Origin of the sequence: Sphingobium sp. Ant17 (assembly GCF_000588875.1) — a bacterium.
GTDB lineage: Bacteria > Pseudomonadota > Alphaproteobacteria > Sphingomonadales > Sphingomonadaceae > Sphingobium.
Window position 1 is genome coordinate 43,740 of the sequence record NZ_JEMV01000028.1, and the last position, 26,277, is coordinate 70,016.

Consider the following 26,277-nt stretch of genomic DNA (forward strand, 5'->3'; position numbering starts at 1 on the left):
TGGAGAGACTGATGGTCCGCCTGATCCCCGCCGCCCTGCTGCTCGCCGCCTCGCCTGCATGGGCGCAACCCGCCCCCGCGCCGCAGCCCATGCCCGCCAGCCTGCCCTTCTCCCCCGCCATCCGGGTGGGCGACATTCTCTATATGTCGGGGCAGATCGGCCAGGTGCCGGAAGGCTTGGACGCGCATAAGGAGGGATTCGACGCGGCCGTCAGGGGGGCGATGGATGCGATCGGCGGCATCCTCAAGGATAATGGTCTCGATTTTGGCGACGTCGTCAAATGCACGGTCATGCTGGACGACATGGCCGACTGGCCCCGCTTCAACGCCGCCTATACGCCCTATTTCGCGGGGAAACGCCTGCCCACCCGTAGCGCTTTCGGCGCGGACGGCCTTGCGCTCGGCGCGCCGCTGGAAGTGGAATGTATCGCGGCTTATACTTCACCAACTGCCGTTCGTCCTGAGCCTGTCGAAGGACGCGCGCCAACCTATCCCTGATCCTGTCGATTGCGTGCCAACAGGCTCAAACGCGCCCAGTCACCATCAATCAGCGCCTGTTTCTTCGCACGGCTCCAGCCCTTGATCCGTCGCTCAGCTGTCAAGGCTTCGTCGCGGGTGCSAAACTTTCGGACCAAACCAAGTAGAGCGGTCTTCGCGCAGAAGTATAGCCAGGGATCGCACCCATCTGGTGCGCCGCAATCCTGCTCTCCAGGTCATCAATATGCCCGGCATAGAAGCTGCCGTCGCTGCATCGAAGAAGATAGGCGTGGAAGGCCATCGCTGTGCGCGTCCTTCGACAAGCTCAGGACGAACGGGGGACTGTGAAAGGCATCATGCGATGGGCGCAGCCTCGCGCCGCAACAGCACTGGGACGCCATCGCGGACCGGGTAGGCCAGGCCTGCTGCATCGGACACCAGCGCGCCCCGCGCCGCGTCCCAACGTAAGGGCGTGCGGGTTACCGGGCATACCAGCTTGGCGAGCAGCCAGGGGTCGATCGGGGCGGTGTCGCTCTCTGCATCGTCGCTCATTGCATCGTGGCGCCGCCATCGCGGTCGGCGCGGCCGACGATCTGCATCAACTGAATGATGCGTTCCGACCGTTCAGACAGGGTGTCGGCCTCCAGCAAGGTCTGCTTGGCGGCCGGGTCGAACGGCGCGATCTGGGCGATGCCGTTGACCAGCGCGGTGTCGTCCAGCCGCGATACCGCCGTCCAGTCCACGACATAGCCGAGCGCATCGGCAAAGCGCCGCGATTCCTGCTCCAGCGCGGCGCGTTCGACTGCGTGCAGCACCTCGTCTTCCTGTGGGGCCTGCTCGATGTCCGCCTCAATCTGGCGGAACTGCGTCGCCACCGGCAATTCGCGCACCAAGCGGAACCGGGCGAGGCCGGTCAGGATGATGTTGAAACGCCCATCCTCCATCGCCTCGATATGGCTGACATGGCCCAGGCACCCCATGTCGAACAGCGCAGGTACCGGCCCGCCTTCGCGCGGCTGGATCATGCCGATCCGCCGGTCGCGCGCCATCGCGTCATGGATGAGCGCCCGGTAGCGCGGTTCGAAAATATGCAGCGGCAGGTCCATGCCCGGCAGCAGCAATGCGCCGGAGAGCGGAAAGATCGAGACGCGCGCGAGGGGCATCAGGCGAAGAGAATTTGCGACAGCTTGCGGCGCTGCGCGGATACCCAGGGATCTTCGAGTCCCACGGCTTCGAAGATGGTGACGAGTTGCGCGCGCGCCGCGCCGTCGTTCCAGGTCCGGTCGCGCCGCACGATTTCCAGCAACGCATCAGCCGCACTGTCGCGATCGCCATTCGCCATCAGCCCGCCCGCCAGTTCGAACCGGGCCTCATGATCATCGGGATCGGCCGCGACCTTCGCCTCGACCGCCGAGAGGTCTGCCAACGGCTTCACGTCGCGCGCCAGCGCGATCGCCGCGCGCGCCTGATCGACCGCGCCGTGGCGGGCGATCTCAGCGGGCAAGGCCGCCAATACCGCTTCCGCCTCGTCCAGCTGGCCCAGCATCACCAGCGCGCGCGCTTGCCCAGCGACCACTTCGGCCATGTCAGGGGCCATTTGCGCAATCTGGGTGAATATGGACAGCGCCCGCTCGGCATCGCCCTCGGCCAGCAATTCCTCGCCCATGGCGATCAGCGGCGCGACTTCCTCGACTTGCGACTTTTCTTCGGATTCGATCGGCAGTTGCGAGAGCAATTGGTCGAGATATTGTTTGAGTGCGCCTTCGGTCCGCGCCTGGGTCAGGTCCGCGACGGGCTGACCCTGGAACACGGCATAGACGGTCGGGATGGACTGGACCCGGAACTGGCTGGCGATGAAGCCATTCTCATCGACATTGACCTTGACCAGCTTGACGCCCTTGGCCGCATAGTCGGCGCAGACCTTTTCGATGATCGGGGTCAGTTGCTTGCAGGGGCCGCACCATTCGGCCCAAAAATCGACGATCACCAACTGGGTGCGCGACGGCTCCACCACATCCTGGCGGAATGCCTCAATCGCCGCCTTGTCGGCTTCGCTCAGTCCCAGGGTTGCCACGCTTTCATCTCCTGCCAATGCGGTGTGTCGCCGCCTCCATATATCGCCATATGGGGCGCGTCACCCTTTCGGCGCAAGATCGGCTGTCAGAAGGTGTAGCCAACGCCGACCGCGCCGATGAACTGGTTGCGCGAGCCGACATCGGATACGATCGGCGAATCGGCATATTTGCCGAGCAAGCGCGTGTAGCCCGCCACGCCGAAGATCGCCCAGCCTGTGCGCAGATCACCCGACAAAGACTTGCCCGCCGACAGGTTGACGTTCATCCGCCGGAAACCGGAGCCGCGCCCGGCCCGGTCGTAGGTGGCCAAGCCGCTGGCCAAGCTGTCCTGCGGCGTGATGTCGAAATAATAGCGGCCATATTTCTTGCCGACATATTCGGCCGACACGCCCAGCCCGACGAAGGTCGTCATCGACAGCGGCGTGAAATATTCGACCGATGGCGTAATGACGTAGCTGCCATGCGCGCCTGCGACATCCTTGGTCACGGCGACCCGTGCTGCCAGATTATCATAATCGCTGGTGATCACGCCGGTCTTGCCGATGCCGGCAAAGCCGCCGACTTCCAACGCAAAGTCCCGCTTGCCGAGCAGGCGCACCGCGTCATCCTTGATCGCCTTTCGGCTGGTCCGGTCAAAGCGCAGATTGACCACCGGCCCAAGCTCGACATCGACACCCGGCCCCGTCGGATCAGCGATGGCATCGACATAGAGGGCGGTACCGCGCGTCCAGAAGGCGATATCGTTCACCTTGCCGCGCGCCTGCGCGATCGGCAGGACGCGATATTCGTCCGACCCTTCATAGCTGGGGATCATGGCGGCACCGGCACCGATGGTCAGCGTACTATGCTGTTCCTCTTCCTGCGCCAGCGCAGGGGCGGCAAGGGAAAGGGTCGCGACAACGGTCGCGGCCAGCGAGCAGCGGAAAAATGGCATGAATGACCCTGTTGTTTTTTAACGTGCGTTCAGGGTTCTGAATGTTTCGGGCGGGTGGCAGGTTCCCATCGATGCGACCAACCGATCAGGTCACAGGAAATATTTGAGCTTTATGTCCTGCTCGACCGGGGCACCGGCCACCGGAAAGCTCGCCGCCTGAAAGCTGGGCGCGCCAAAGCGCAACGCCGGGTTGCGCGAGAAGCCCACCCCTTCGCGCGGTATCCCGGCAAAGGTGTCCAATTTGCCATTGGCGTTTTCGTCATGGATGATGGCGATGGCATAGCGGCCCGGTGCCATCGCGCCCAAGGTTACCGCCCCGCCCTGCGCCGCCACCGCGAAATGGCGCTTGTCGGGATCCTGGGTGCAGTCGGGGAAATATTGCGGCATCCGCGTGACGCACACCAGGATTTGCCCCTTGTCAGATCGCAGGCCTTCCAGCGCCATGCTGACCGACTGGGGCTGATCCAGCGGCGCCGCCCCGCTCAACCCCGCCAGCGCCAGGATTGCCATTGCCGACCGCGCGATCATGCGCGCGCCTTCGTCGTGAAATTGCCCAGCCCCTGATCGGTGCCGCACAGCCGATCCCAGAAGCGAAAATAGAGGCCATAATTGCAATTATAGCGGTCATGATGCCGCTGATGATGGGTCGCGGTGATCAGCCAGCCGCCGATCGGCCCGCGCACCATCCAGCGCGGGAACATCTCCCACCCCATATGATTGCTGACCCCCATCACGGTCATGATCGTCAGCACGACGCCGAGCGCGCCGACATGGATGGGAATGAGGAACACCAGGGCGGGGATCACCACCGCGCCGGTCAGCGCTTCCCAGGGATGAAAGCTCATCGCCGCCCAGGCTGTCGGCGGGCGGCTGGCATGATGCACCGCATGGGCGACGCGAAACAGCTTGGGTTGATGCATCCAGCGATGGGTCCAGTAGAACCAGGTGTCATGGGCGGCGAGATAAAGCAGCACCGACACCGGCAGATACCAGAGCGGCATCGCCGCAACGTCGGTATAGATACGCGTCCAGCCGTGCGCCTGCCAGCCCCAGGCGACCACGCCCGCAGGTACGCCATAGATGAGCGCGGAGGCGAGCGACCAGGCGATCTCTCGCCCCATCTGCTTTTCCAGGCCGCGATACAGGCCCGGCTGGCGAATCCGCGTCGCGAGCGCGAATCCGCCGCTCGCCAGCAGATACCGCACGCCGACAATGGCGCTCATCGCCAGGGCGGACAAAAGAATAGCTGCGACCATGAAGCGCCTATAGGCGGGATTACGCGCCTGCGAAAGCGGGAGCCTGCACTTAAGTGCGGGGGCGTGCCTGCCGATAGCTGCCGAGCACCCGCACCCATTTGGTGTGGAACTCCAGTTCGGCGAGCGCCCGGTCGATCGCCGGATCGCCCGGCATCCCTTCGATATCGCAGAAAAACTCGGTCGCAGCGAAGCTCGCCCCGCGCTGATAGCTTTCCAGCTTGGTCATATTGACCCCGTTGGTCGCAAAGCCGCCCATCGCCTTGTAGAGCGCGGCGGGCACATTTTTCACTTCGAACAGGAAAGTGGTCATGACCGGGCCGACATTGGCCACCGGCATCTTGGGTTCGCGCGCCAGCACCAGGAAGCGCGTCATATTATCGTCGCTATCCTCGATATTCTCGGCGATCAGGCGCAGGCCATAGAGTTCGGCCGCCAGATAGGGCGCGATCGCGCCTTCGCCGGGCGTCTTGCGTTCCGCCACGAGCGCGGCCGCGCCCGCCGTATCGGCATAGGCGACCGGCTGAATGCCGCGTTCGCGCAGATAATGGCGGCACTGGCCGAGCGCCTGGGGATGGCTGATCGCGCTTTTCACCGGGCTGGCGTCGGGTGCCATCAGGCAATGGCGGATGCGCAGGAAATATTCATCGACGATGGACAGCCCCGATTCGGGCAGCAGGAAATGCATGTCCGCCACGCGACCGTGCAGGCTGTTTTCGATCGGAATGATCGCGCGCGCCGCAAGCCCATTACGCACGGCGTCGATGGCATCTTCGAACGCAAAGCAGGGCAAGGGCACGCAGTCCGGCGCATAGCCAAGCGCGGCCAGATGCGAATTGGCGCCCGGCGCGCCTGATAGGCGACGGCGCGGGCCGGATCGGCGGCGGCCTTGGCAGCAAGGTCAGCGACGATGATGCGGGCGGGGGCGGGGTAATTTTCCATCGGTGGCTGCGCGCTTATGCATTTGCTTGCGCCTGCGCAAGCATCGGCGGGGCGGCAGTGAACACTACTGACATATTTCCCGCGTCAACCCGGGTTGCACCTTGGCGTGTCCGCCATTATGGCAGCGCACAAGAGGGGGCGCGGAAGATAGCCGCCCGATAAGATACGCAAGGGAAATCGAGCGAAATGGGCGATCGTTTCAATACCGTAGCGGGCTGGGCACTGTTCGCGGGCATTATCGCGCTTGGCGGCGCGATCGTCAGTTCCAAAGTTTTCCATGACGCGCGGCCCGAAACCATGGGCTATGCGATCGAGGGCGTCGAAGCCGAGGGCGAAGGCGGCGTTGCCGGTCCCAGCCTCAACACCCTGCTGGCCAGCGCGGACGTCGCAGCGGGTCAGAAGGTGTTCGCCAAGTGCGCCGCCTGCCACACCGTCAACCAGGGTGGCGCGAACGGCATCGGCCCCAATCTGTGGGCCACGGTCGGCAAGGCGCATGGCCATGTCGCCGGTTTCGCTTATTCCGAAGCGCTCAAGTCGGTTCCGGGCGACTGGACGTTCGAAGCGATGGACAAGTGGCTCAAGAGCCCGCGCGAATATGCGCCGGGCACCAAGATGACCTTCGCTGGCCTTGGCAACCCGGTCGATCGCGCCAACCTGATCGCCTGGCTCAATACGCAGGGGTCGAACCTGCCCCTGCCCGCCGCCGACGCCGAACCGGCCGCAGAGGCAGACAATGCCGCCAACGCTGCGGAAGCCCCGGACGAGAACGCGGCCAACGCTGCGGAATAATCCGGCATAGGTGACACGATCCGCATTGCGGATTTGACGGGCGCGGCACTGGTTGTCGCGCCCGTTTCGTTGGTGGTGTGGGCGTGGCGGAAGGTGGCAACCAGTTTACACCTCTCCCGTCTTCAATGGAGAAGGAGGGGCGAGCGCCGCAGGCGTGGGAGGGTGAGGGTCTTACTGGCATCTGGAAGAAAAGACCCTCACCGACATCGACTAGGCAGCAAGCTGCCAAGTCTCCGTAGCCTCTCCCGTGAAGACGGGAGAGGGCAAGGGACATGGCTGCTTCGTGGGGAGGAACGCAATCTTGCTTAGCGCTCGGCGACCAGCAATTTGTCGATCTTGCGGCCGTCCATGTCGACGATCTCGAACCGCCAGCCTGATCGTCGATATAGTCGCCGACTTCGGGCAGGCGTTTCATCAGCCACAGGACATGGCCCGCGACGGTGGCATAGTCGCGGTCTTCGGACAGGTCGATGCAGATGCGTTCGGCCAATTGGTCCATGGCCATCTGTCCCGATACCAACAGGCTGCCATCCTCGCGTTCGACCAGATCGGGTTCGTCGAACGCATCGCGGTCCGACGCGAAATGACCGGCGATCGCCGACAGCAGGTCGGCCGGGGTCACGATTCCTTCGAAATGGCCATATTCGTCATGGACCATGACCATCGGCACGTCGGAGCGGCGCAGCACTTCCAGCGCGTCCATGGCATCGACCTGATCGGGCACGACCTCCGCCTTGCGCATCAGCGCGCCAACATTGAGTGCTTCGCCCCGGAACAGCGCACTCATGATGTCGCGGGCCTGGACGATGCCGATAATATCCTCCACCGATCCGCGCCCGACCGGCAAGCGCGTATGCGGCGTTTCAAGCAAGCGGGCGCGAATCGTGTCTTCGTCGGCGGCGATGTCGATCCAGTCGACGTCCATCCGCTGGGTCATCACTTCGCGCACCGGGCGGTCGGCCAAGCGCACGACGCCCGAAATGATCGCCCGCTCGCTTTCCTCGATCACGCCCGACTTGCTGGCTTCAGCGACGATCAGATGCAGTTCCTCGGCCGTGACATGGCTTTCCGATTCGCGGTCCATCCGCAAAAGCTTGAAGATCAGGCTGCTTGACCCGTCGAGTATCCAGACGACCGGCGCGGTGATCTTCGACAGCCACAGCATCGGCGTTGCAACCAACACCGCGATCGGCTCTGGCGCGCGCAGGGCGAATTGTTTGGGCACCAGTTCGCCGATGATCAATGACGCATAGGTCGTCAGGCCGATCACGACCGCGAAGCCCAACGTCTGCGAGGCTTCGGCCGACAAGCCGACCCACTGCAACCGCTCGCCCACCGGCCCGCCCAGGCTCGCGCCGGAATAGGCACCGGCGATGATGCCGATGAGGGTGATGCCGATCTGAACCGTGGAAAGAAACTTGCCCGGATCGCTGGCCAGCGCGATCGCCGTCGTCGCGCCCTTGCGCCCGGCCTTCTCCAAGCCCTGCAGCCGGGGCTTGCGCGCGGACACAATGGCAAGCTCGGACATCGCAAAGACGCCGTTCAACGCCACCAGCGCGAGGATAATGACAAGATCGGCCCAGGGAAAGGGCGTCGGATTGGGGAGAGGGATCGTGGCCATGGTGGTCGGGAGAAGGCTATACCCTCTATTCTTTCATTTGCACAACCGTCCCATCATCACCAGTTCAGTTCGCTTGTGGAACAAAGATGCCAGCTCAATGATTTTGGGGGCATCCGCTCCACAGGGCGAATAAGATAAGGGAATAGTTTCATGAGGATTTCACATCGCATCATCGGCGCTGCCGGTCTGGCCGCCATGCTCGCCACCACCGCCTGCACCACCGACCCGACCACGGGCCAGCGCACCATTTCGAAGGCCGCGATCGGTGGCATCGGCGGCGCGCTGGGTGGCTATCTGCTGGGCGACCTGGTCGGCGGACGGAGCGATCGGACCGAGAAGATTCTGGGCGCGGGCATTGGCGCGGTCGCTGGTGCAGGCATCGGCGCCTATATGGATGCGCAGGAACGCAAGCTGCGCGAAGAGACCGCAGGCACCGGCGTCGATGTGATTCGCGATGGCGACGATCTGCTGCTGCGCATGCCATCGGGCATCACCTTCGCCTACGACCGCGCCGATGTGCAGCCCCAGTTCCAGCCGACGCTGAACGACGTCGCATCCGTGCTGGCGCAATATCCCAAAACCTATATCGACGTGTTCGGCCATACCGACAGCGATGGTGCCGACGCCTATAACCAGACGCTGTCCGAACGCCGCGCCCAGGCGGTGTCGAGCTATCTGGTGAGCCGTGGCGTCCAGTCCGCTCGCATAGGCACGCGCGGCTTCGGCGAAACCCAGCCGATCGCGTCGAACGCGACCGAAGAAGGCAAAGCCGCCAACCGCCGCGTCGAAATCAAGATTTCGCCGGTGACCGAGGCTGACGTTCGGAGCTAAAGCGTCATCGTCATCCCAGTGGAAGCTGGGATCTCTCTTTTCTCGACTTATGTGCGACAGAAGAAGGGAGATCCCAGCGTTCGCTGGGATGACGTATTTCTATCGGTGGCTAGAAACTCGCTTTCAGGCCGTCGATTACGAATTGGGCGGCCAGGGCGGCGAGCAGGACGCCCAGGAGCCGGGTGATCACCGCTTCGATCTTGCGGCCGAGCAGCGCCATCAGCGGGCCTGCCGCGAGCAGCGCGCCCAGCATCAGCGCCAGCGTCAGCACCACCGCGCCCAGCACGACCATACGCTCGGTCAGGTCGTGCGCGCGCGACATGAGCAGCATCACCGTGGCGATCGATCCCGGCCCGGCGATCATCGGCATCGCCATCGGGAAGACCGAGACATCCTCGACATGGGGCTCTTCGTCGGTGAGCTTTTGCGCCCGGTCCTCGCGGCGTTGGGTGCGTTTTTCGAAGACCATGTCCATCGCGATCATGAACAGCATGATGCCGCCCGCGATGCGGAAACTATCGAGCTCGATGCCCAGCACGCCCAGCAGCTGCTTGCCCCACAAAGCGAAGACCAGCAGGATGGCCGCCGCGATGCCGACCGCGCGGATCGCCATGGCGCGCCGTTCGGACTTGCTCGCCTCGCCGGTCAGGCTGGCATAGATGGGCGCGCAGCCCGGCGGGTCGATCACCACGAACAGCGTGACGAAGGCCGACAGGAATAATTCGATCATGATCCGGCCCCTACCCTGTCTGTGATGACGGCATCATAGCCGCTGCCATTCCATAGTTGCACGTTGACGGTGCGGCTGCCGTCGGCGGCGACGTCAGCGCTCCAGAGCAGGCTGTCGTCGGGCGGTGGCGGCAGGTCGTTATTCCCAGGTGGCGGTCCATCGGGCCGGGGCGGCCGCTTGCAGGTCGCGACCTTGCCGGTCAGAAATTCGGGTGCGGCGCGGGGGCTGGCCAGTGGGGCACGATGATCGAAGATCCATTTCCACCGCCCCTTCTTGTCGCGCCGCCAGATGGTGGTGAAATAGCCGACTGATCCGTCCGTGGCGGTCCAGTTGCCGGTGCTGGCAGCGAGATTGCCGTCGCAGCCGACATAGACGATCGAAGGCGACCAGTTCATCGGCGCGGGCGGATCGTCCCGGCCTTTCAGCCAATCCTTTGCCAGCACCCGTTGCGGGACGACCATCACCGCGTCATCGGCGGCGGTGTCGCGAAAGGCGGTCCACTGCCCCTTCTGCTTTGCCAGCCGGTTGAAGGCGATTTCGGTCGCGATGACCGAGCTGGGGTCGGGCTGGAAGCGCAGCGGCGGGCGGGCCGACACAGGGGCCGCGACCAGCGCCAGCAGGCTGAGCGTCAGGAGGGCGACGCGCGCCCTCACAACCCCTCCGGCTTGGCCAGCCCAGCGCGGGCATGGGCGGCGACCAGCGTATTGCGCAGCAGCACCGCGATCGTCATCGGGCCGACGCCGCCGGGGACAGGCGTGATCGCGCGGACATGGGCGAGCGCTTCGGCGGTGGCGACGTCGCCGACGATCCGGCTCTTGCCATCCTCGGTATCGGTTACGCGGTTGATGCCGACGTCGATCACGGTCGCGCCGGGCTTGATCCATTCGCCCTTGACCATTTCGGCCCGGCCCACGGCGGCGACGACGATGTCGGCGCGATGGACGATGCTGGCAAGGTCGCGGGTGCGGCTGTGCGCGATCGTCACGGTGCAGCTTTCAGCGAGCAGCAACTGCGCCATCGGCTTGCCGACGATATTGGAGCGGCCGACCACGACCGCCTCCAGCCCCGACAGGTCGCCCAGTTCATCCTTCAGGAGCATGATGCAGCCCATCGGCGTGCAGGGGACCAGCGCCTCCTGCCCGGTCGCAAGACGGCCGGCATTGACGACATGGAAGCCGTCGACATCCTTGGCCGGATTGATCGCGGCGATGACGCTGGCTTCGTCGATATGATCAGGGAGCGGCAACTGAACCAGGATGCCGTCGATACGGTCGTCCTGATTGAGTTCCGCGATCAGGTCGAGCAGGTCGTCCTGGCCGATGGTGACCGGGCGTTTGAATTCATAGCTTTCCATGCCGACCGCGACGGTCATCTTGCCCTTGGACCGGACATAGACGCTGCTGGCCGGGTCTTCGCCCACCAGCACGACGGCGAGGCCGGGCTTGCGCCCCGTCTGCGCCAAGAAGGCGGCGACGCCGTCGGCCACCGTGTCGCGCAGCCCCGCCGCATAAGCCTTGCCGTCGATGATCTTGCCGATGGTCATGTCGCTTGCACCCATATGTCGATGATGGTGGTGAGGCGCGCCGCAGCGTGCGCCCCATCCCGTATCCGCAGCCGCTTTAGCCGGTTGGTGTCGCCCGATTCCAGTAAAATCGCGCCTTTGGGCCAATCGAGCGCCTTGGCCAGCAGCGCGATCAGCGCGCTATTGGCACGGCCCTTTTCGGGTACGGCGCGCACCCGGGCCGATAGCCAGGCCGCGCCCTTTTCGTCGGTCCAGCATCCGCCGATCGCGTCCTTCGCCGCGCCCGGCGTCAGCCGGATGGCGAGCAGCAGATCGTCGCCCGCCTGCGACCAGACCGCGGTCAGGCCGCCGCGCGCATCAGCGCGCCGAACAGATTTTCGCGCACCGGCCCCTGCAGGATGATGACCGCGAGCAGAACGACCATGGGCGACAGGTCGAGCGCGCCGAGGTCCGGCAGTATCTTGCGCACCGGGCGGTAGAGCGGCTCGGTCATGCGATCGAGCGCATAGAGGCCGTTGCGCACATATTCGTTGGACGTGTTGATGACGTTGAAGGCGATCAGCCAACTCAGCACCGCCTGCACGATGATGATCCACCACACCGCTTCCAGCACGATATAAACGATGCCGTTGAGGGCGTTAAGAAGTTCTAGCACGCTGTTGGCCTTCCATGCTGCGTCGCCGCACATCTAGTCTCGCGGCCATCGTGCCACAAGCGCTGCGCGACGCTTATTCGATCAATACAGGGCCGCAGGGTCAACCCTGAGGCATCGTCCCTGGCCGCAGATAGGCAAACATGTGCGACACATAATCGGCCTTGCCAAGGTCCACCTTGTGCGCCCGCAAGATCGCATAGGCGGTCATCAGGTGAAAATAAAATTGGGGCAACGTCCAGTCCCGCGCATATTGCTCCGCGGTCAGGTCAAAGACCATGCCGTTAGGCAGTTCATGCGCGATCGATGACCCGGCAGCGGCATCGAGCGCGTCGGGCGCGAGCGCATCCAGCAGCGCCACGGTCTGCGCGATCCGCGCCTGGGCATCCGCCAGCGAGCCGGGCTGTTCACCGGCATTGCGGCCTTCTTCAAGCAAGAGATCGCGCGACGCCGGGAACGCCTCCCCGCGCAGCCGCGCGATGGCTTCCTGCGCCTGGACGCAGGCGAAGCGGATCTGGGTCGCCAGGGGAAACATGTCGGGCGCCAGGCGGGCGGAGAGCAGCGCCTGTGCTTCGTCGGCGGGCAATTGTGCCTGCGCCTTGTCGAGCCAGGCCGAAAGCGTCGTCAACATCTGGCTAAAGGTGGGCACGAGAAGGGGCGTCAGGGACATGGATGGGGCTTCCTGCATTATTTGCGGATCAGCGTGCCTGCGCCGCGCCGGGTGAAGATTTCCAGCAGCATCGCATGGGGCACGCGGCCGTCGAGGATGACGGCGGCGTCCACCCCGCCCTCGACCGCGCGGACGCAGGTTTCGAGCTTGGGGATCATACCGCCGCTGATCGTGCCGTCCTGCTGCAGGATTTCGATCGCCTGGGGATCGAGATCGGTCAGCAGATTCTTGTCCTTGTCCAGCACGCCCGCGACATCGGTCAGCAGGAAGAAGCGCGAGGCACCCAGTTCGGCGGCGATGGCACCGGCCATCGTGTCGGCGTTGACGTTATAGGTGTGGCCGTCCGCGCCGATGCCGACGGGCGCGACCACGGGGATGATGCCGTCCTGCGTCAGCGTGTCGAGGATGCGGCGATCGACCTTCACGGGGTCGCCGACGAAGCCGAGATCGACATTGCGCTCGATCCCCGAATTGGGGTCGGCCGCGCGCTTGCCCAGCACCTTTTCGCAGATGATGAGATTGCCGTCCTTGCCCGAAATGCCGACCGCACGGCCACCGGCCCCGGCGATCCAGCCGACGATTTCCTTGTTGATGGAACCGGCCAGCACCATTTCGGCGATCTTGGCGGTTTCGGCGTCGGTGACGCGCAGGCCGCCGATAAATTCCGACTCGACGCCGAGCTTCTTGAGCATCGCGCCGATCTGTGGCCCGCCGCCATGGACGACGACGACGTTGATGCCGACCGCCTTCATCAGCACCACATCCTCGGCGAAGTCGCGCGCCGCTTCGGGGTCGCCCATGGCGTGGCCGCCATATTTGACGACGAAGGTCTGCCCGGCATAGCGCTGCATATAAGGCAGCGCTTCGACGAGGGTTTCGGCCTTCGCCAGGAGCGCGGGATCGGGGGCGTGATTGCTGGTCATGCGCGGGCGCATAAGCCCTAAGCGGGGGTATCGCAAGGCCGGGACCGTACAGCGACCCGGACAATGGTCGCGCATTTTTCGATTTTGATTAGTTAGCTAACTAATCGAACATCCAGCCTCAAGCGTGGTCGAGCCGTCGCCCGAGGCCGACCAGCAGATAGATGACCGGGGGCACCAGCAATGCGGACAACACGACCTTGGCCAGCATCTGGCCCAGCAGCAGTTCGCCGATCGGGAAGATGCCGTAAAAGGCGATCGACACGAACAGGAGGGTATCGACGATCTGCGACAAGATGCTGGCGACGGCGGCGCGCAGCCAGAGCATCCGGCTGCCCTCCCGCCCCTTGAGCGCGGCGAAGAGCGTGACGTTGAGCGTCTGCGAAATGCCATAGGCGATGATGCCGCCGAGCCAGATGCGCGGCGTGCCGCCCATCATCATCGCAAAGGCATCGGCACGAGCCGGGTCCATGTCCCCCGCAGCCGGCACGGACAGGACGATGATGGATAGCAGGATCGAGGCGATCAGCGGCAGGAACCCGATCTGCACCAGCCGGTTGGCGACCGCGCGGCCATGGAGTTCCGCCACCGCGCTGGAGATCGTCACTAACAGCAGGAAGGCGAAAATGCCCGCCTCCACCGCCAGCGGCCCCAAGCCGACCATAGGTCCAAGCGCAGAAATCGGCCCCAACGTCACCTGCTTGTTGCCCAGCACGCCCGCGATGCAGACCATGCCGCCATAAAAGATCGCGAAGGAAAAGAGCGAGCGGCTGATCAGCGCGGGAGAGGTGGTCATCGTCAGCCCTTAGCTATATTTGCACGGCGGGGGAAGATGGGCGTTTCACAGCCCCCAGCAGCGCCAATGCAACAGTGGCGAAAATTCGCGCTTATGCCCCTTGGAACAGGCGATGGAGCAATTGCGTGGGGGGTGCGACCATGCTAATTGTATCGGCAGGACACAATTGACACGATGTCCGGTTCCAAGGGAGGGACGCCATGAAAGTTTCCAGTAAATCACGGGCGATTTGCGCCTTATTCGCTTCCGTTTCGGTGCTTGGCGTTTCGAGCCTCGGCCTCGCCCCGATCGCGCAGGCGCAGACCGACGGCATGGACATCATCGTCACCGCGCAAAAACGCAGCCAGTCGTTGCAGGATGTAAGCGTCGCGGTCTCCGCCGTCAGCGGCGACGCGCTGACGAAGGCCGGGATCAACAATCTGCAGGACATTCAGCAGCTCGTCCCGTCCGTCACGTTCGGCAATGATTTCAATCAGGCCAAGGTGTTCATTCGCGGCGTGGGCGCCAATACCTCCACCACCGGGTCCAGCACCGGCGTCGCGCTGCATGTCGATGGCGCCTATGTCGCACGTGCCGAGGCGCAGCTGACATCGCTGTTCGATCTGGAGCGGGTCGAAGTGCTGCGCGGGCCGCAGGGCAGCCTCTATGGCCGCAACGCCGTCGGCGGATCGATCAACCTGATCACCGCCAAGCCGACCGCCGAGTTCACCGGCTATGGTCGGCTGGGCTTTGGCAATTATAATGCGATGATCGCCGAAGCCGCGATCGGCGGGCCGATCATCGATGCGATCCGCTTTCGCCTGGCGGGCAAGGTCGAGGCGCGCGACGGGTTTGGCGGCAACCCGTTCAAGGGTGGCAGCGATGTCGATGACCTCAATCGCTACATGGTACGCGGCCAAGTGCATCTGATCGCATCGGACAAGATCGACTATCTGATTTCGGGCGAATATTTCCGCCAGAACGACAATAGCGGCGCGATCCATTATCGCGGCCCCGCCTTTCCGGGCGTAGCGCGACTCGCGCCGACCGGTACGGGCGGTTTTGCAACCAATCCGCGCGACCTGGCGAGCGACGAGCCGCCCTCGGTCGACACCACCAGCTATTCGGTGACCGGCACACTCAATATCGAGCTGAGCGATGCGTTCAGCATCGGCAACATCACCAATTATCGCGACTTCAAGACGCAGCTGATCCAGGATCTGGACGGGTCGGCGCTGGTCGCCACCCTGCCCAATTCGACATCGATCCAGACGCGCACGATCGACGCGCACCAGTTCAGCAACGAATTGCAGTTCAAATATGACAGCGACATCGTCAAGGGTGTCGTCGGCCTCTATTATTTCCACGAGCGCCAGCGGCCGCGCGATCAGGTGGGGTTGAGTTCCACCAACGACCTGGCGTCGAACATCACCGTGCTGGCGACGCGGCCGACCTTCGTCGACAATGTGGCAGCCCCCGTTGGATCGGTGACGCTCGCCGAAGCGCAGGCGATGTGCAATTTCCCGGCGGGCACCTCGCCCAACCGGGTCTGCCTCAAATCGAGCCTTGGCACCCGCGCCTATGCGGCGTTCGGTCAGTTGAACTTCGACCTGGGCGCAGCCTTTGGCCTCAACGGCGTGTCGCTGAAACTGGGTGGCCGCTACAGCCATGAAAAGGTGGACAGCGCCAACCCGTCGATCATCCTGACCGCCAATGGCAATCCGGCGGTGGCGCAGGTGCGCAAGACGACGATCGACGGCACCTATCGCGAACGGACGTTCAAGGATTTCACCCCGGAAATCGGCCTGCAATGGCAGCCCAACAGCGATCTGCTGCTCTATTACACCTATTCCGAAGGCTTCAAGGCCGGGTCGGGTGAGAATGCGGCGGGCAGCACGACGATCGTCCGGCCGGAAAAGATGAAGAACCACGAACTGGGCGTGAAGGCGGAACTGCTCGACCGTCGCCTGCAGGTCATCTGGCCGCCTATCATTACAAGCTGGACGATCTGCAGATCAACAAGACGATCGGCGGCGGCCCGGCGGGCTTTACCACCATCTTCGAAAATGCGGCGAAGACGTCGGCCACCGGTGTCGAAGCCGACCTGTTGGCCCGCCCGGTCGATGGCGTGCGGTTGCGCGGGTCGGTATCCTATACCGACAGCAAATATGATGATTTCATCACGGTCGATCCGCTCGATCCGGTGAACGTGGCGCAGGCGGGGCAGCCCGCTTACAACCCCGTCACCAATCCCGATCCCACCGCCTTTGGTGCGCCATGCGGGGCCGACGCGCTCAACGCCAATGCGCCGTGCAACATCCAGCTGGCGGGCAACCCCACGCGCAACTCGCCCACCTGGTCCTACAGCGCCGGGATCGAGGTGGACCTGCCGATCATGCAAGATGCTGGCACCTTCACCGTCAGCGGGGACATGACCGGCCGCAGCAACATCTATTTCACCGAGTTCAAGCGGCTGGTCGAGGGTGCGCGGTCCTTTACAATGTTCGATGCGTCGCTGCGCTGGGTGGACAAGACCGACACGGTGACGGCATCGCTCTGGGTCAAGAATATCGGCGATACGCTGCGCGAGAGCAGCACCTTTGCCATCTCCACCGGGCGCATCATCGGTGTGACCTACCTGCCGCCGCGCACCTATGGCGCGACGGTCGGCTATCGCTTCTAAGGTGGACGGCCTGCGCCGGGGTAAATGCCCCGGCGCAGGCCGCGCTTTTTGGGAATTATCCGCCCGCAGGCTGGAACATATCCTTGTAGAAACCGGTCGTCTTGACCGTGACGGTGACGGGCGTGTCGCCCTTGTTGCGCCAATACCAGCCATGGGTGCCGGCAAAGGGCGCGGTGAAGCTGCCCCTGGCGTTGGTTTGTTCGCGCTCTTCCCAATAGCTGGTGAAGGCGCCGTCGGTGGCGTCGGGCGCTTCGCCATGCATGTCGACCTTCACCGGGCCGCCGGTCGATTGCCATTCGAAGACGAAACTGTCGCCCTGCTGCATATGCGCCTTCACTTCCTGGCCGCTGTGCGGCGCGAGGGTGATGGTCATGCTATCCTGTCGCCAGGGGGTAGTGCGCGCGATGCTGTCCCTGGTCGGCAGGGTCGGCGCGGTGGCGGGTGTTGCGGGCTGGGCCGTCGCTGGCGCGGGTCCGCTTGGCTCGGCCACCATGCCGGTGAGGCCGAGCGCGCCGCCAACCCCGGTCGGGTCGATGCCATATTCAGCGGGCAGGACGAACAAAGTCAGGATAGCGACCGCGCCGATCGCGGCGGCACCGGTGGCTTTTGCCAGCGTGGCGGGTGATGCGGTGATGGCGGTGGGTGGCGCGGGTTGGCTGGTCATGTCAGGCCCCTCTCGGTAAAATAGCCGGTCAATTGATAGCCGACGAGGACGAAGCCCGCCGTCATCAGCGCCGCATTGGCGAGGACCGCGCTGCGGCGGAAACTATCGCTCCTGCGCCAGACGGTCATGGCGAGCAGGATCAGGGCGAGCGCCATGAACTGGCCGATTTCGACCCCAATGTTGAAGGCGAGGAGGTTGGGGATCATCCCGTCGCTCGACAGGGTCAGATCCTGCAGCTTGGTCGCGAGGCCGAAGCCGTGGAAGAAGCCGAAGATCAACACCGCCGCCTTGGGATTGGGCGATATGCCGAACCAGGTGCGGAAGCCGTCGAGATTGTCGATCGCCTTATAGACCACCGAGAGGCCGATGATCGCGTCGATCAGGAAGGGATTGGCGCGGATGTCGAGGATGACGCCCAGCAACAGCGTGCTGCTGTGGCCGATCGCGAACAGCGTCACATAGGTGCCGATGTCCTTGAGCCGATAGAGGAAGAAGATGACCCCGGCGAGGAAGAGCAGATGATCGTAACCGGTCACCATATGTTTGGCGCCCAGATACATATAGGGGATGATGTTGATCCCCGATGCGCCTTCGATGAAGGCGCGGTCATTTTCATCGACGCCGTGGGCCAACAATGTCTGGCCGATGCAGGCCAGCACCAGCCCCAGCAGCAGCAGCGCGACCCGCCGCATGCCGGGGTGGAAAGGCAGAGGGTGGGTCGCGCCGCGCATGATCGCGGCTTACTTGGTCTGGAAGGTGGTGAAGACCTTGGCACCGCTCTTGTTGACCAGCGCGACGACGATCTTCGCACCCTTGGCGGCCTTGAAGCCGGGCGCGGAGAGTTTGTTGCCACCGGCGGGCTTGAGCGCGGCCTGCGTCTTCTGGCCCGATGCGGTCTGGGTCAGCGTGGCGGTGTAGGCCGATGCCGGCAGCGGCTCATCCTCTTCGCTGATGAAGATATCGACGCCCTTGGCTCCGGCGACCAGTTCCACCATGGTTTCGCCCGACATCTGAACGAGGCCGCCATGCTGGGGCTTCATGCTGCCATGGGCGAAGGCGGCGGTCGGGGTCAGGGCGAGGGCTGCGGCGGCGAGTCCTAGCTTCATCAGGTCGAATTTCATGGGTATCTCCTTATGGGGCAGCGATGAGGGATGGCGGTGCGGCCTTATTCGGGCAGATGGGGCAGCACGAAGGACAGCGACGCGCGATATTCGACATGGTCGACCTTCGCCTTGTCGTCGGCTGGCCCGACATAGATGCCCATCAGCACGTTTAGCCCCTGGTTGCGCAATGTGATGGTGGCAGTGCCGTCTGCGCCGGTCTTGACCGCCGCTTCGTCGGGATCGTTGACATAGTCGGACATGATGGTCGCGCCCGCGATCGGCTTGCCTTCATAATAGGCCCGCACTTTCATCGGTTCGCCCATCTTCTGCGGGATGGCGGGATCGACGGGGACGATCTGCAGCTTATGCCCTTCAAACAACGGGACGGGGCTGGTCGGCACCTTGGTCAGATGGACGGCATATTTCCAATTATGTTCGGCAAGGCTGGCGGTGGGCACTTCGTCGCGGCCCTTATTGTGCCATTTGCCGTCGGGGGTCTTGCTCCACAGGCATAATCCATGATCGCCGCGACCGCTGCGATCGGCCCTTCGCTGTCCACCACGGGGATGGGGCCAGCGGTGCGCAGGCTGGTGGTGACGGGTGCCCAGTCGGCATCATAGCCGGTGACGGTTTTGACGAGCGGCAGCCGCTTGACCGCGTCGAGATCGTCGGCACCCACGCCATAGATGAGGGCGATCTGCGTCGCGCGCTGGGCGAACCAGATGCCATGCGCGCTTAAAGGGGCGGCCATGGCCAGAAGCGCCGATCCGGCGACGGTGACAGCAAGGATGCGTGGCAGTTTCATCGATCATCTCCCGTGGCCCTGATGGCCCTGGCACACAGGCTATGTCAGCGACGGCCCGCCGGATGCCGTTTTTCAGGCGTCCGCAGGCAAGATGTGCCGGAAAACGGCATGGCGACAGTGGATGATCGCCCGATGGCGGAAAGGGGGATGTGGATCGTTGAGGGCTTGAATGACCCGAAGGGGCCTAATCGAGCGGGGGATCGCTTTGCGCGAGATCCATGAAATTGCGGGCGGCGTCGCGATCGGCCGCGTCCTTGAAAATGGTGTCGAGATCGGGCGCGTCGCCCATCAGGAAGAGCAGGCACCATAACGCAAAACGTCGACCCCGGTCCTTTTCCAGACCAAGGTCGACGCGCATGCGCTCGACGCCCGCTGCGATCGCTTCGGCGGGCACGGCGTCAATGTCCGTGCGGCCGAAATAGCGACGCAGCTGGTCGTCAAATTGCATTTTGGATTAGCCGTTCAGCTTGTCCTTGACCGCCTTGGCAGCGGTGAAGCCCAGCTTCTTGGACGCGGCGATCTGGATCGTTTCGCCAGTGGCGGGGTTGCGGCCCTCGCGTGCGGCGCTTTCCTTGACCTTGAACTTGCCGAAACCGTTGAGCGAGATTTCTTCGCCCTTGGCCGCCGCGTCGACGATCGCCGAGATCACGCCGTCGATGATCTTCTTGGCGTCCGCCTTCGAAAGGTCGTGGGCGGTGGCGACGGTGTCGATCAGGTCACTGTTATTCATAGGACGTCCTCTTCAAGTGTGATGACCCCTGCCCTAGCTCGTTCCCATGCGTCGGTCCATTGCCTAAGGGCAAATTTCCGCGCATTTCCGTAGACATATTGCGCCAAATACGCGGTAACGCGTGGGCATGTCCGTCTGGATGCGAGTTGGCGGGGGGCAGCGGTTGTTTGGAATCGCTTTTAGGCGACGAAATTGCCGGCGAAGGCGAAGCTGTCGATCGGGTTGCGGCCGCTTGGCGCTTCCTTGTCCTGCAGGCCTTCGGGCAGGGTCGCCTTGTCGCCCATGCGCCCGATCGCGACGGCAGCTTCGATGCGGAACCGATCCGGCACGGCGAGTTCGCGCCGGGCGGCGTCGAAATCGACGCCGGTCATGGCGTGGGTGTGATAACCCATCCGTGTCGCCTGCAACGCGAGCAGCGCCCAGGCCGCGCCTGCATCGAAACTATGGCTGTGCGAAGGCTTGGCATCCTGCGAGCCGGGCGCGGACGACAGGCTGTCGGACAGAATGAAGGTCAGGACCGAGGCATGCTGCACCCAGCTCTGGTTGAACGGCACCAGCACGCCCAGAAACCGCGCCCAGTCCGCGCTGTCGCGATGGGCGTAGAGAAAGCGCCACGGCTGATAGTTGAAGGCCGACGGTGCCCAGCGGGCCGCGTCGAGCAAGGTGTCCAGATCCGCCTGCGGCAGGGGCGATGCGTCGAAGGCGCGGGGCGACCAGCGGTCGAGGAACAGGGGGTCGACGGGCCGGGTGACGGCGCGGGGGTCAGTGTCCATAAAATCTCCCTAAAAGGCTCGCCCCCATATAGGGTGTTTTTTGCGGCTGCGAAGGGCCAGGGATTTTGGGGCAAGTCGCTGGCGCACACGGCGCGTCGCGGCTAATCCTGCCCGCCGATAAGGGGAGCGGGGCATGACGATCACGGAGACTTTTCTGCTCGCGCTGGCGCTCGTCATGGGGCTGCCCTGGCTGGTGTGGCGCGTGTTGCGCACCGACAATTGGGCGCCGCTGGTGGTGGTGCAGATCGTTGCGGGCGTGCTGCTTGGCCCCGGCGTGCTGGGCGTCGCGTTGCCGCAGGTGCATGATGTCCTGTTTACCCCCGACGTCATTGCCGCACTCAACGGCATCGCCTGGTGGGCGGTGATGATCTTCGTCTGGCTGGCGGGCATCGAACTGGACCTGCATCAGGCCTGGGTCGCGCGGCGCGAGACATGGACGACGGCAGGTTTGGCGTTGGCGACGCCGCTGGCCTTCGGCGCGCTGGCCGCCGCGCTCATCCTGACCCAGCCGGGCTGGATCGGTGCGAAGGGGCAGCATTGGCAGGCGTTGCTGGGCATGGGGATGGCCTGCGCGGTGACCGCTTTGCCCATATTGGTTCTGTTGATGGACCGGCTCGCCATCCTGCGCCAACCGCTGGGGCAGCGAGTGCTGCGCTATGCCAGCCTGGACGATATCGCCATCTGGGGGGTGCTGGCGCTGATCCTGCTCGATTGGGCGCGGGTCGAGCGACAGGCGGGCTTCCTGTTGCTGTTCCCGTTCGTCGCCTGGGGGCTACGCACAGTGATGCGGCGAATCGGCGGGCGCGACCGGCTGTATCTGGGGATGCTGTCGCTCGCACTGCTGGGCTTCGCCGCCGATTGGGCCGGGCTGCATTTCATGGTCGGCGCGTTCCTGGCGGGTGCGATTTTGGACAAGGAATGGTTCGACGAGGCGCAGATGGATATGCTGCGCGATCATATGCTGCTGACGGTGATGCCGGTGTTTTTCCTGAGCACAGGGCTGCGCACCCAATGGGATATGGGCGGGTTCGAGGTGATCGGCGGTGCATTGCTACTGCTGGCCGCCGCCGTGCTGGGCAAGCTGGCCGGGGTGGCGCTGGCCGGGCGAATCCTGGGGTGGCCCAAGGGCGAGGCCGGGGTGATCGGCTGGCTGCTGCAAACCAAGGCGCTGATCATGATCATCTTCGCCAATATCCTGCTCGATCGGCAGATCATCACCGGCACCAGCTTTACCGCGCTATTGCTGATGGCGATCGGCAGCACGATGCTGACCATGCCCATGGCGCGCCGGGGCCTGGCGAAAATGCAGCAGCGATAAGGAAAGGGAAAAAGTCCTCCCGGACGACCCATGGCGCGTGCAGTTCGCCGTGGCGGGCCGTCCGGGATTGCAGCGCTGCCTCACTTTGGAGAGGTATGACAACGCTGTCTCGCGCCATAAAACAGATTCCGCGCCGGGCCGCAAGCCCCTTTGCGCGATCCTGTCGGCGCGTCAGCCTGCGTATTGGTGGGTCGGCAGACGCGCACGCCGTAATCGACTTCGAAGAAGCCGCCATCGTGCGGCGTGGCGTCGTCCAGCCCGATGGTCGCCGAACTGACGAACATGCGGTCGAGGTCGGCCCCGCCAAAGCAGATATTGGTCACCTGCCGCGCGGGCAGCGCGATCGACCGGTCCAGCACACCATCAGGGGTGAAGCGGCTGACCCGCCCGCCGCCCCAATGGGCGACCCAGATATGGCCGTCGGCATCCACGGTCATGCCGTCGGGATAGCCATCCGCCTCGGCAAAGCGGAGGAAGGGCTGGCGATCGGTCGCGCCCTCCGCCGTCCGGGCGAAGCGATACATTTGCCGCTTGGCTGTATCGCTATGATAGAGCCAGCGGCCACAGGGCGAGAAAGCCGGGCCATTGGGGACGCGATAGTCGGCGTCGACCACCGACCAGCTGCGGTCGGGTGCGAGCCGATAGAGTGCGCCGCGATCATGCGCCTCGGCCATGTCCATCGTGCCGCACCAGATATGCCCCTGCGCATCCGCCTTGCCATCATTCATGCGATTGCCGGGGAAATGCGGTTCGGGGTCGCCGAAGGGCGTGATCGTCAGCGGATCGAGGCTAATATCTGCAAAGCCGCTCTGGAAGCCGCCGACGAAACCGCCGCCTTCGCGCTCCACCACCCAGCCGAGCGGTTCGGGCATGGCCCAGCGCTCGACCGTGCCGTCCGCCAGGGACAGCCGGTTGAGCGCCGGGGCCAGGATATCGACCCAATAGACCGCATTATCGCGCGCCGACCAAAGCGTGCCTTCGCCCAGCGTATCGGCAACGCCCCGTTCGATCAGACGCCAGGCCGTCATCAGCGCTTGACCGACAGCCGATAGACCATCGCATGGCGATAGGGCTTGCCGGGATCGACCCGCGCCGAGAGGAAAGCGGGCTTGTTGGGCGCATCGGGGAATTTCTGCGGCTCCAGCGCGATGCCGTCGCCCATGCGGTAGAGATGGCCGCCCTTGCCGATCAACGTGCCGTCGAGGAAATTGCCGGCGTAGAATTGCACGCCGGGTTCGGTGGTCAGCACTTCGAGCACCCGGCCCGACACCGGGTCTTCCAGCCGGGCCGCCAGTTCGGGTGCCTTGGTCGCGCCCTTGTCGAGCGCCCAATTATGGTCATAGCCACGGCCATAGACGATCTGCTGGTCGCGGCCGTCGCGAATGCCATCGGCGACGCGGCGGGGGCTACGGAAATCGAACACGCCGCCGTCCACCGGCTTCAATTCGCCGGTCGGGATCAGCTTTTCGTCCACCGGCGTATAGGCCTTGGCCGGAATCGTCAGCATATGGCCGAGCGCGCCATCGGGCGATCCTTCACCCGCGAGGTTGAAGATCGCATGGTTGGTCATGTTGACGATGGTGGGCTTGTCGGTTTTCGCCGCGAACACGATGCCGAGATTGCCCGCTTCGTCGAGCGTATAGGTGACGGTCGTGTCGAGCTTGCCGGGATAGCCCGAATCGCCATCGGCGCTGACGAGGGAGAGGACCACGGTGGCGGTCGGGCCGCTCTTTACCGACACGACCTTCCAGGGCAGCTTGTCGAAGCCCTTGTCGCCGCCATGCAGCGAATTGGTCTTGTCATTGAGCGGAAGCTGATAGCTGGTGTCGCCCAGCTTGAAGGTGCCGCCCGCGATGCGGTTGGCATAGCGGCCCACGGTCACGCCGAAATAATTGGGGTGATCGACATAGCCCGCCAGATCATCATAGCCGAGCAGCACATCGGCGATCTTGCCATCCTTGTCCGGCCCCGACAGCGACTGCAGCGTCGCGCCATAGGTCAGGATCTTGGCCGATACGCCAGCAGCATTGGTCAGCGTGATCGTTTCCACCGCCGTGCCGTCCGCCAGCGCGCCTGCGGGCGCGCGGCTGGCGTCGGCGGCCAGCGCCGCCGTGCTTGTCAGCGCCATGGCCAATGCGTATGACAGCGCTGTTTTAATGATGACCTTTTGCATGGACTTCCTCCCGATACCGACCGCCCATTGACGCGCGGTTTCGGGGAATATACTCCGACAAAATAAGCGGGCGCAACCCCTATCCGGGTCGCCCGTCCCCGGAAATGCAGTGGAGAAGGATGGATGGCAGGACCCGTAACATCAGGCGCGGGCGTCACCGCGACGCATAATCCCGCAACGCGCTATGGCCCGGCGCTAGGCCTGCTCGCCAGCCTCTTCTTCATGTGGGGCTTCATCACCGTCATCAACAACACGCTGCTGCCGCATCTGCGCAGCGTGTTCGACTTGAGCTACACCCAGACGACGTTGATCGAATCGGTGTGGTTCATCGCCTATTTCGTCGCGTCGATCCCGTCGGCCAAGCTGATCGAGCGGGTCGGCTATCAGAAATCGCTGGTGGTGGGCCTGCTGATCATGGCGGCGGGCGCGCTGGGCATGACGCTAGCGGCGTCGATCCCCTCCTATGGCGTCACGCTGCTGATGCTGTTCGTGATCGCGAGCGGCATCACGCTGCTGCAGGTCGCGGCCAACCCCTATGTCGCGGTCGTGGGCAAGCCCGAAACCGCCTCCTCGCGCCTCAATCTGGTGCAGGCGATGAACTCGGCGGGCACGATGCTCGCGCCGCTGTTCGGGGCCTATCTGATCCTGGGCCGGTCGAAGGGTGGCACGGCCGAAACCGGCACGGTGCTGACGCAGGCCGAACGGCTGGCCGATGCGCAGTCGGTGATTTTGCCCTATATCATCGTGGCCGTCATATTGGTGGTGCTGGCGGTGATCATCGCGCGCTTCCCCCTGCCCGCCATGGGCAATGCGACGTCGCGCCACAGCAAGGAAGAGCGCAAGAAACATTCGCTCTGGAACCATCGCAATCTGGTGTGGGGCGTGCCCGCGATCTTCATCTATCTGATCGCGGAAATCGGCGTCGCCAACCTGTTCATCAATTTCGTCAGCCAGCCCGATATCGCCAACCTGACCTATGAACAGGCCGGACGCTATCTGACGTTCCTGTGGGCGGGCATGATGATCGGCCGTTTCCTGGGCGCCGCGATCATGCAGAAGTTCGATGCGGGCCATGTGCTGGCCGCCTTCTCGATCGGCGCGTTCATCGTGATGCTGGTCACCGTGTTCACCACCGGGCCGGTCGCGATGTGGGCGCTGATCCTCGTCGGCCTGTTCCATTCGATCATGTTCCCGACCATCTTCACGCTCGGCATCAAGGGCCTGGGGCCATTGACCGAAGAGGGTTCGGGCCTGCTGATCATGGCGATCGCCGGTGGCGCGCTGGTGGTGGTGCAGGGCTGGCTGGCGGACGAATATGGTCTGCAATGGTCGTTCCTGCTGACCGCCGCGTGCGAACTGTATATCCTGTTCTACGCGCTGTGGGGGTCGAAGGTGACGAATGCATTGCCGGATGAAAACGCCTTTGTTGAGACAACAGAAAGCACTTCGACCGGCCTGACCTTACCAACCGGACTAATCGCTGCTGGAGCGCTAGCAGCACTTGCATCCGTGGTTTTCATCATAATGGCCTTGAGCATGGACGTTTCCGTTGCGGCTGGCAATTTTGGTCGGGTAGCGAATATTCATCTCATGCATAACCAATCCCTTAGATTCCAAATTGGTGCCGTTCTCGCACTATTGTCTGCGATTTTGTTGGCTTGCGGAGCGATATTGCGGGCGATGAAAAGCCGCGCGAGATGAAAGCCTAAGTTAGTTCGCCTAGACACAAGGAAAGGCCGGAGCGGGATGTCCGCTCCGGCCTTTTTTATTTGTATGAAATCCTCCCCTGGCAGGGGAGGTGGCAGGGCGTAGCCCTGACGGAGGGGTGTTGCCCTATC

The 26,277-nt window shown here is 63.9% G+C and carries 29 protein-coding genes and 5 pseudogenes; 7 read left to right on the plus strand and 27 right to left on the minus strand.

All coding sequences use genetic code 11. The annotated features are described in order from the left end of the window. Positions 1-11 precede the first annotated feature (11 nt). Positions 12-497, plus strand: coding sequence for a RidA family protein (locus BF95_RS13645; RefSeq protein ID WP_051520020.1), 486 nt, complete (start codon positions 12-14; stop codon positions 495-497). A 100-nt stretch (positions 498-597) separates the two neighbouring features. Here BF95_RS13645 and BF95_RS26455 read toward each other — a convergent pair whose 3' ends face one another. The 8 genes and pseudogenes from BF95_RS26455 to BF95_RS13680 all read right to left on the minus strand — a co-directional run bounded on the left by BF95_RS26455 (position 598) and on the right by BF95_RS13680 (position 5,680). Then, the gene (locus tag BF95_RS26455) at positions 598-777 is read right to left on the minus strand and encodes a GIY-YIG nuclease family protein (RefSeq protein ID WP_327195462.1); all 180 of its coding nucleotides are present in this window, start codon (positions 775-777) and stop codon (positions 598-600) included. Between the two features lie 53 nt (positions 778-830). After that, positions 831-1,028: a Trm112 family protein gene (locus BF95_RS13650; protein ID WP_043151956.1), complete on the minus strand. Its 198-nt coding sequence runs from the start codon at positions 1,026-1,028 to the stop codon at positions 831-833. Then, a complete protein-coding gene (locus BF95_RS13655; protein ID WP_043151957.1) occupies positions 1,025-1,639 on the minus strand; it encodes an LON peptidase substrate-binding domain-containing protein in 615 nt (204 codons plus the stop codon). Before BF95_RS13655 ends, BF95_RS13650 begins: the two co-directional genes overlap by 4 nt. Then, a complete protein-coding gene (locus BF95_RS13660; protein ID WP_043151959.1) occupies positions 1,639-2,550 on the minus strand; it encodes a tetratricopeptide repeat protein in 912 nt (303 codons plus the stop codon). Before BF95_RS13660 ends, BF95_RS13655 begins: the two co-directional genes overlap by 1 nt. 86 nt (positions 2,551-2,636) lie before the next feature. Beyond that, a complete protein-coding gene (locus BF95_RS13665; protein WP_043151960.1) occupies positions 2,637-3,485 on the minus strand; it encodes a MipA/OmpV family protein in 849 nt (282 codons plus the stop codon). A 90-nt stretch (positions 3,486-3,575) separates the two neighbouring features. After that, on the minus strand, positions 3,576-4,013 hold the full coding sequence (locus BF95_RS13670) for a DUF2141 domain-containing protein (RefSeq protein ID WP_043151961.1): 438 nt from the start codon (positions 4,011-4,013) through the stop codon (positions 3,576-3,578). Beyond that, entirely contained in the window at positions 4,010-4,741 is a 732-nt protein-coding gene (locus tag BF95_RS13675) for a sterol desaturase family protein (RefSeq protein ID WP_043151962.1), read from the minus strand. The genes BF95_RS13670 and BF95_RS13675 overlap by 4 nt, the downstream gene beginning before the upstream one ends. A 49-nt stretch (positions 4,742-4,790) precedes the next feature. After that, a pseudogene (locus BF95_RS13680) lies at positions 4,791-5,680 on the minus strand (prephenate dehydratase). Between the two features lie 186 nt (positions 5,681-5,866). On the opposite strand from BF95_RS13680, the gene BF95_RS13685 reads away from it, so the two are divergent. Continuing rightward, on the plus strand, positions 5,867-6,469 hold the full coding sequence (locus tag BF95_RS13685; RefSeq protein WP_043151963.1) for a c-type cytochrome: 603 nt from the start codon (positions 5,867-5,869) through the stop codon (positions 6,467-6,469). Between the two features lie 305 nt (positions 6,470-6,774). Here the strand turns inward: BF95_RS13685 and BF95_RS13690 are convergent. After that, positions 6,775-8,090 (minus strand): annotated as a pseudogene (locus BF95_RS13690) (hemolysin family protein). Between the two features lie 150 nt (positions 8,091-8,240). Here BF95_RS13690 and BF95_RS13695 point away from each other — a divergent pair. Then, on the plus strand, positions 8,241-8,921 hold the full coding sequence (locus tag BF95_RS13695) for an OmpA family protein (protein WP_043151965.1): 681 nt from the start codon (positions 8,241-8,243) through the stop codon (positions 8,919-8,921). Positions 8,922-9,030: 109 nt separating this feature from the next. On the opposite strand, the gene BF95_RS13700 is transcribed toward BF95_RS13695, so the two are convergent. The 8 genes from BF95_RS13700 to BF95_RS13735 all read right to left on the minus strand — a co-directional run bounded on the left by BF95_RS13700 (position 9,031) and on the right by BF95_RS13735 (position 14,211). Continuing rightward, positions 9,031-9,651, minus strand: coding sequence for a MarC family protein (locus BF95_RS13700; RefSeq protein ID WP_043151966.1), 621 nt, complete (start codon positions 9,649-9,651; stop codon positions 9,031-9,033). After that, positions 9,648-10,304, minus strand: coding sequence for a YybH family protein (locus BF95_RS13705; protein ID WP_043151967.1), 657 nt, complete (start codon positions 10,302-10,304; stop codon positions 9,648-9,650). Before BF95_RS13705 ends, BF95_RS13700 begins: the two co-directional genes overlap by 4 nt. Beyond that, positions 10,301-11,194 carry a bifunctional methylenetetrahydrofolate dehydrogenase/methenyltetrahydrofolate cyclohydrolase FolD gene (folD, locus tag BF95_RS13710; protein WP_043151988.1) on the minus strand — a complete coding sequence of 298 codons (894 nt, stop codon included), beginning with the start codon at positions 11,192-11,194 and terminating at the stop codon, positions 10,301-10,303. The genes BF95_RS13705 and folD overlap by 4 nt, the downstream gene beginning before the upstream one ends. Next, positions 11,191-11,517 (minus strand): DUF167 family protein, encoded by a 327-nt coding sequence (locus BF95_RS13715; RefSeq protein ID WP_043151989.1) that lies wholly within the window; start codon positions 11,515-11,517, stop codon positions 11,191-11,193. Before BF95_RS13715 ends, folD begins: the two co-directional genes overlap by 4 nt. Beyond that, positions 11,514-11,828 carry a YggT family protein gene (locus tag BF95_RS13720; protein WP_043151990.1) on the minus strand — a complete coding sequence of 105 codons (315 nt, stop codon included), beginning with the start codon at positions 11,826-11,828 and terminating at the stop codon, positions 11,514-11,516. Before BF95_RS13720 ends, BF95_RS13715 begins: the two co-directional genes overlap by 4 nt. A gap of 100 nt (positions 11,829-11,928) precedes the next feature. Then, entirely contained in the window at positions 11,929-12,495 is a 567-nt protein-coding gene (locus BF95_RS13725) for a DUF1993 domain-containing protein (protein ID WP_043151968.1), read from the minus strand. A gap of 17 nt (positions 12,496-12,512) precedes the next feature. Next, a complete protein-coding gene (gene argB, locus BF95_RS13730; RefSeq protein ID WP_043151969.1) occupies positions 12,513-13,430 on the minus strand; it encodes an acetylglutamate kinase in 918 nt (305 codons plus the stop codon). A 106-nt stretch (positions 13,431-13,536) separates the two neighbouring features. Further along, positions 13,537-14,211, minus strand: coding sequence for a queuosine precursor transporter (locus BF95_RS13735; protein WP_043151970.1), 675 nt, complete (start codon positions 14,209-14,211; stop codon positions 13,537-13,539). 311 nt (positions 14,212-14,522) lie between these two features. Here BF95_RS13735 and BF95_RS13740 point away from each other — a divergent pair. After that, a pseudogene (locus tag BF95_RS13740) lies at positions 14,523-16,103 on the plus strand (TonB-dependent receptor); the annotation flags it as partial. 113 nt (positions 16,104-16,216) lie between these two features. Then, positions 16,217-16,873 (plus strand): TonB-dependent receptor, encoded by a 657-nt coding sequence (locus BF95_RS30365; protein WP_268747175.1) that lies wholly within the window; start codon positions 16,217-16,219, stop codon positions 16,871-16,873. Between the two features lie 55 nt (positions 16,874-16,928). On the opposite strand, the gene BF95_RS13745 is transcribed toward BF95_RS30365, so the two are convergent. The 8 genes from BF95_RS13745 to BF95_RS13775 all read right to left on the minus strand — a co-directional run bounded on the left by BF95_RS13745 (position 16,929) and on the right by BF95_RS13775 (position 20,948). Further along, the gene (locus tag BF95_RS13745; protein ID WP_043151971.1) at positions 16,929-17,537 is read right to left on the minus strand and encodes a hypothetical protein; all 609 of its coding nucleotides are present in this window, start codon (positions 17,535-17,537) and stop codon (positions 16,929-16,931) included. Then, positions 17,534-18,268 (minus strand): HupE/UreJ family protein, encoded by a 735-nt coding sequence (locus BF95_RS13750; RefSeq protein WP_043151972.1) that lies wholly within the window; start codon positions 18,266-18,268, stop codon positions 17,534-17,536. The genes BF95_RS13745 and BF95_RS13750 overlap by 4 nt, the downstream gene beginning before the upstream one ends. Before the next feature lie 9 nt (positions 18,269-18,277). After that, entirely contained in the window at positions 18,278-18,658 is a 381-nt protein-coding gene (locus BF95_RS13755; RefSeq protein WP_043151973.1) for a hypothetical protein, read from the minus strand. A 44-nt stretch (positions 18,659-18,702) separates the two neighbouring features. Next, a complete protein-coding gene (locus BF95_RS29235; RefSeq protein WP_235209749.1) occupies positions 18,703-19,098 on the minus strand; it encodes a DUF4198 domain-containing protein in 396 nt (131 codons plus the stop codon). Continuing rightward, positions 19,047-19,445: a hypothetical protein gene (locus tag BF95_RS29240; protein ID WP_235209750.1), complete on the minus strand. Its 399-nt coding sequence runs from the start codon at positions 19,443-19,445 to the stop codon at positions 19,047-19,049. The genes BF95_RS29235 and BF95_RS29240 overlap by 52 nt, the downstream gene beginning before the upstream one ends. 184 nt (positions 19,446-19,629) lie before the next feature. Then, a complete protein-coding gene (locus BF95_RS13765; RefSeq protein WP_043151974.1) occupies positions 19,630-19,893 on the minus strand; it encodes a hypothetical protein in 264 nt (87 codons plus the stop codon). Positions 19,894-19,899: 6 nt separating this feature from the next. After that, positions 19,900-20,175, minus strand: a complete 276-nt coding sequence (locus tag BF95_RS13770; RefSeq protein WP_037476661.1) for an HU family DNA-binding protein — start codon at positions 20,173-20,175, stop codon at positions 19,900-19,902. A 179-nt stretch (positions 20,176-20,354) separates the two neighbouring features. Continuing rightward, the gene (locus tag BF95_RS13775; protein WP_043151975.1) at positions 20,355-20,948 is read right to left on the minus strand and encodes a nitroreductase family protein; all 594 of its coding nucleotides are present in this window, start codon (positions 20,946-20,948) and stop codon (positions 20,355-20,357) included. Positions 20,949-21,081: 133 nt separating this feature from the next. Between BF95_RS13775 and BF95_RS13780 the strand changes: the two genes are divergently transcribed. After that, the gene (locus tag BF95_RS13780; RefSeq protein WP_043151976.1) at positions 21,082-22,266 is read left to right on the plus strand and encodes a cation:proton antiporter; all 1,185 of its coding nucleotides are present in this window, start codon (positions 21,082-21,084) and stop codon (positions 22,264-22,266) included. A gap of 171 nt (positions 22,267-22,437) precedes the next feature. Here the strand turns inward: BF95_RS13780 and BF95_RS13785 are convergent. Further along, a pseudogene (locus tag BF95_RS13785) lies at positions 22,438-23,294 on the minus strand (SMP-30/gluconolactonase/LRE family protein). After that, a complete protein-coding gene (locus tag BF95_RS13790; protein WP_043151977.1) occupies positions 23,294-24,439 on the minus strand; it encodes an aldose epimerase family protein in 1,146 nt (381 codons plus the stop codon). The pseudogene BF95_RS13785 and the gene BF95_RS13790 overlap by 1 nt, the downstream one beginning before the upstream one ends. Positions 24,440-24,562: 123 nt before the next feature. Here BF95_RS13790 and BF95_RS13795 point away from each other — a divergent pair. Beyond that, positions 24,563-25,855, plus strand: a pseudogene (locus BF95_RS13795) (sugar MFS transporter); the annotation flags it as partial. Between the last annotated feature and the right edge of the window lie 422 nt (positions 25,856-26,277).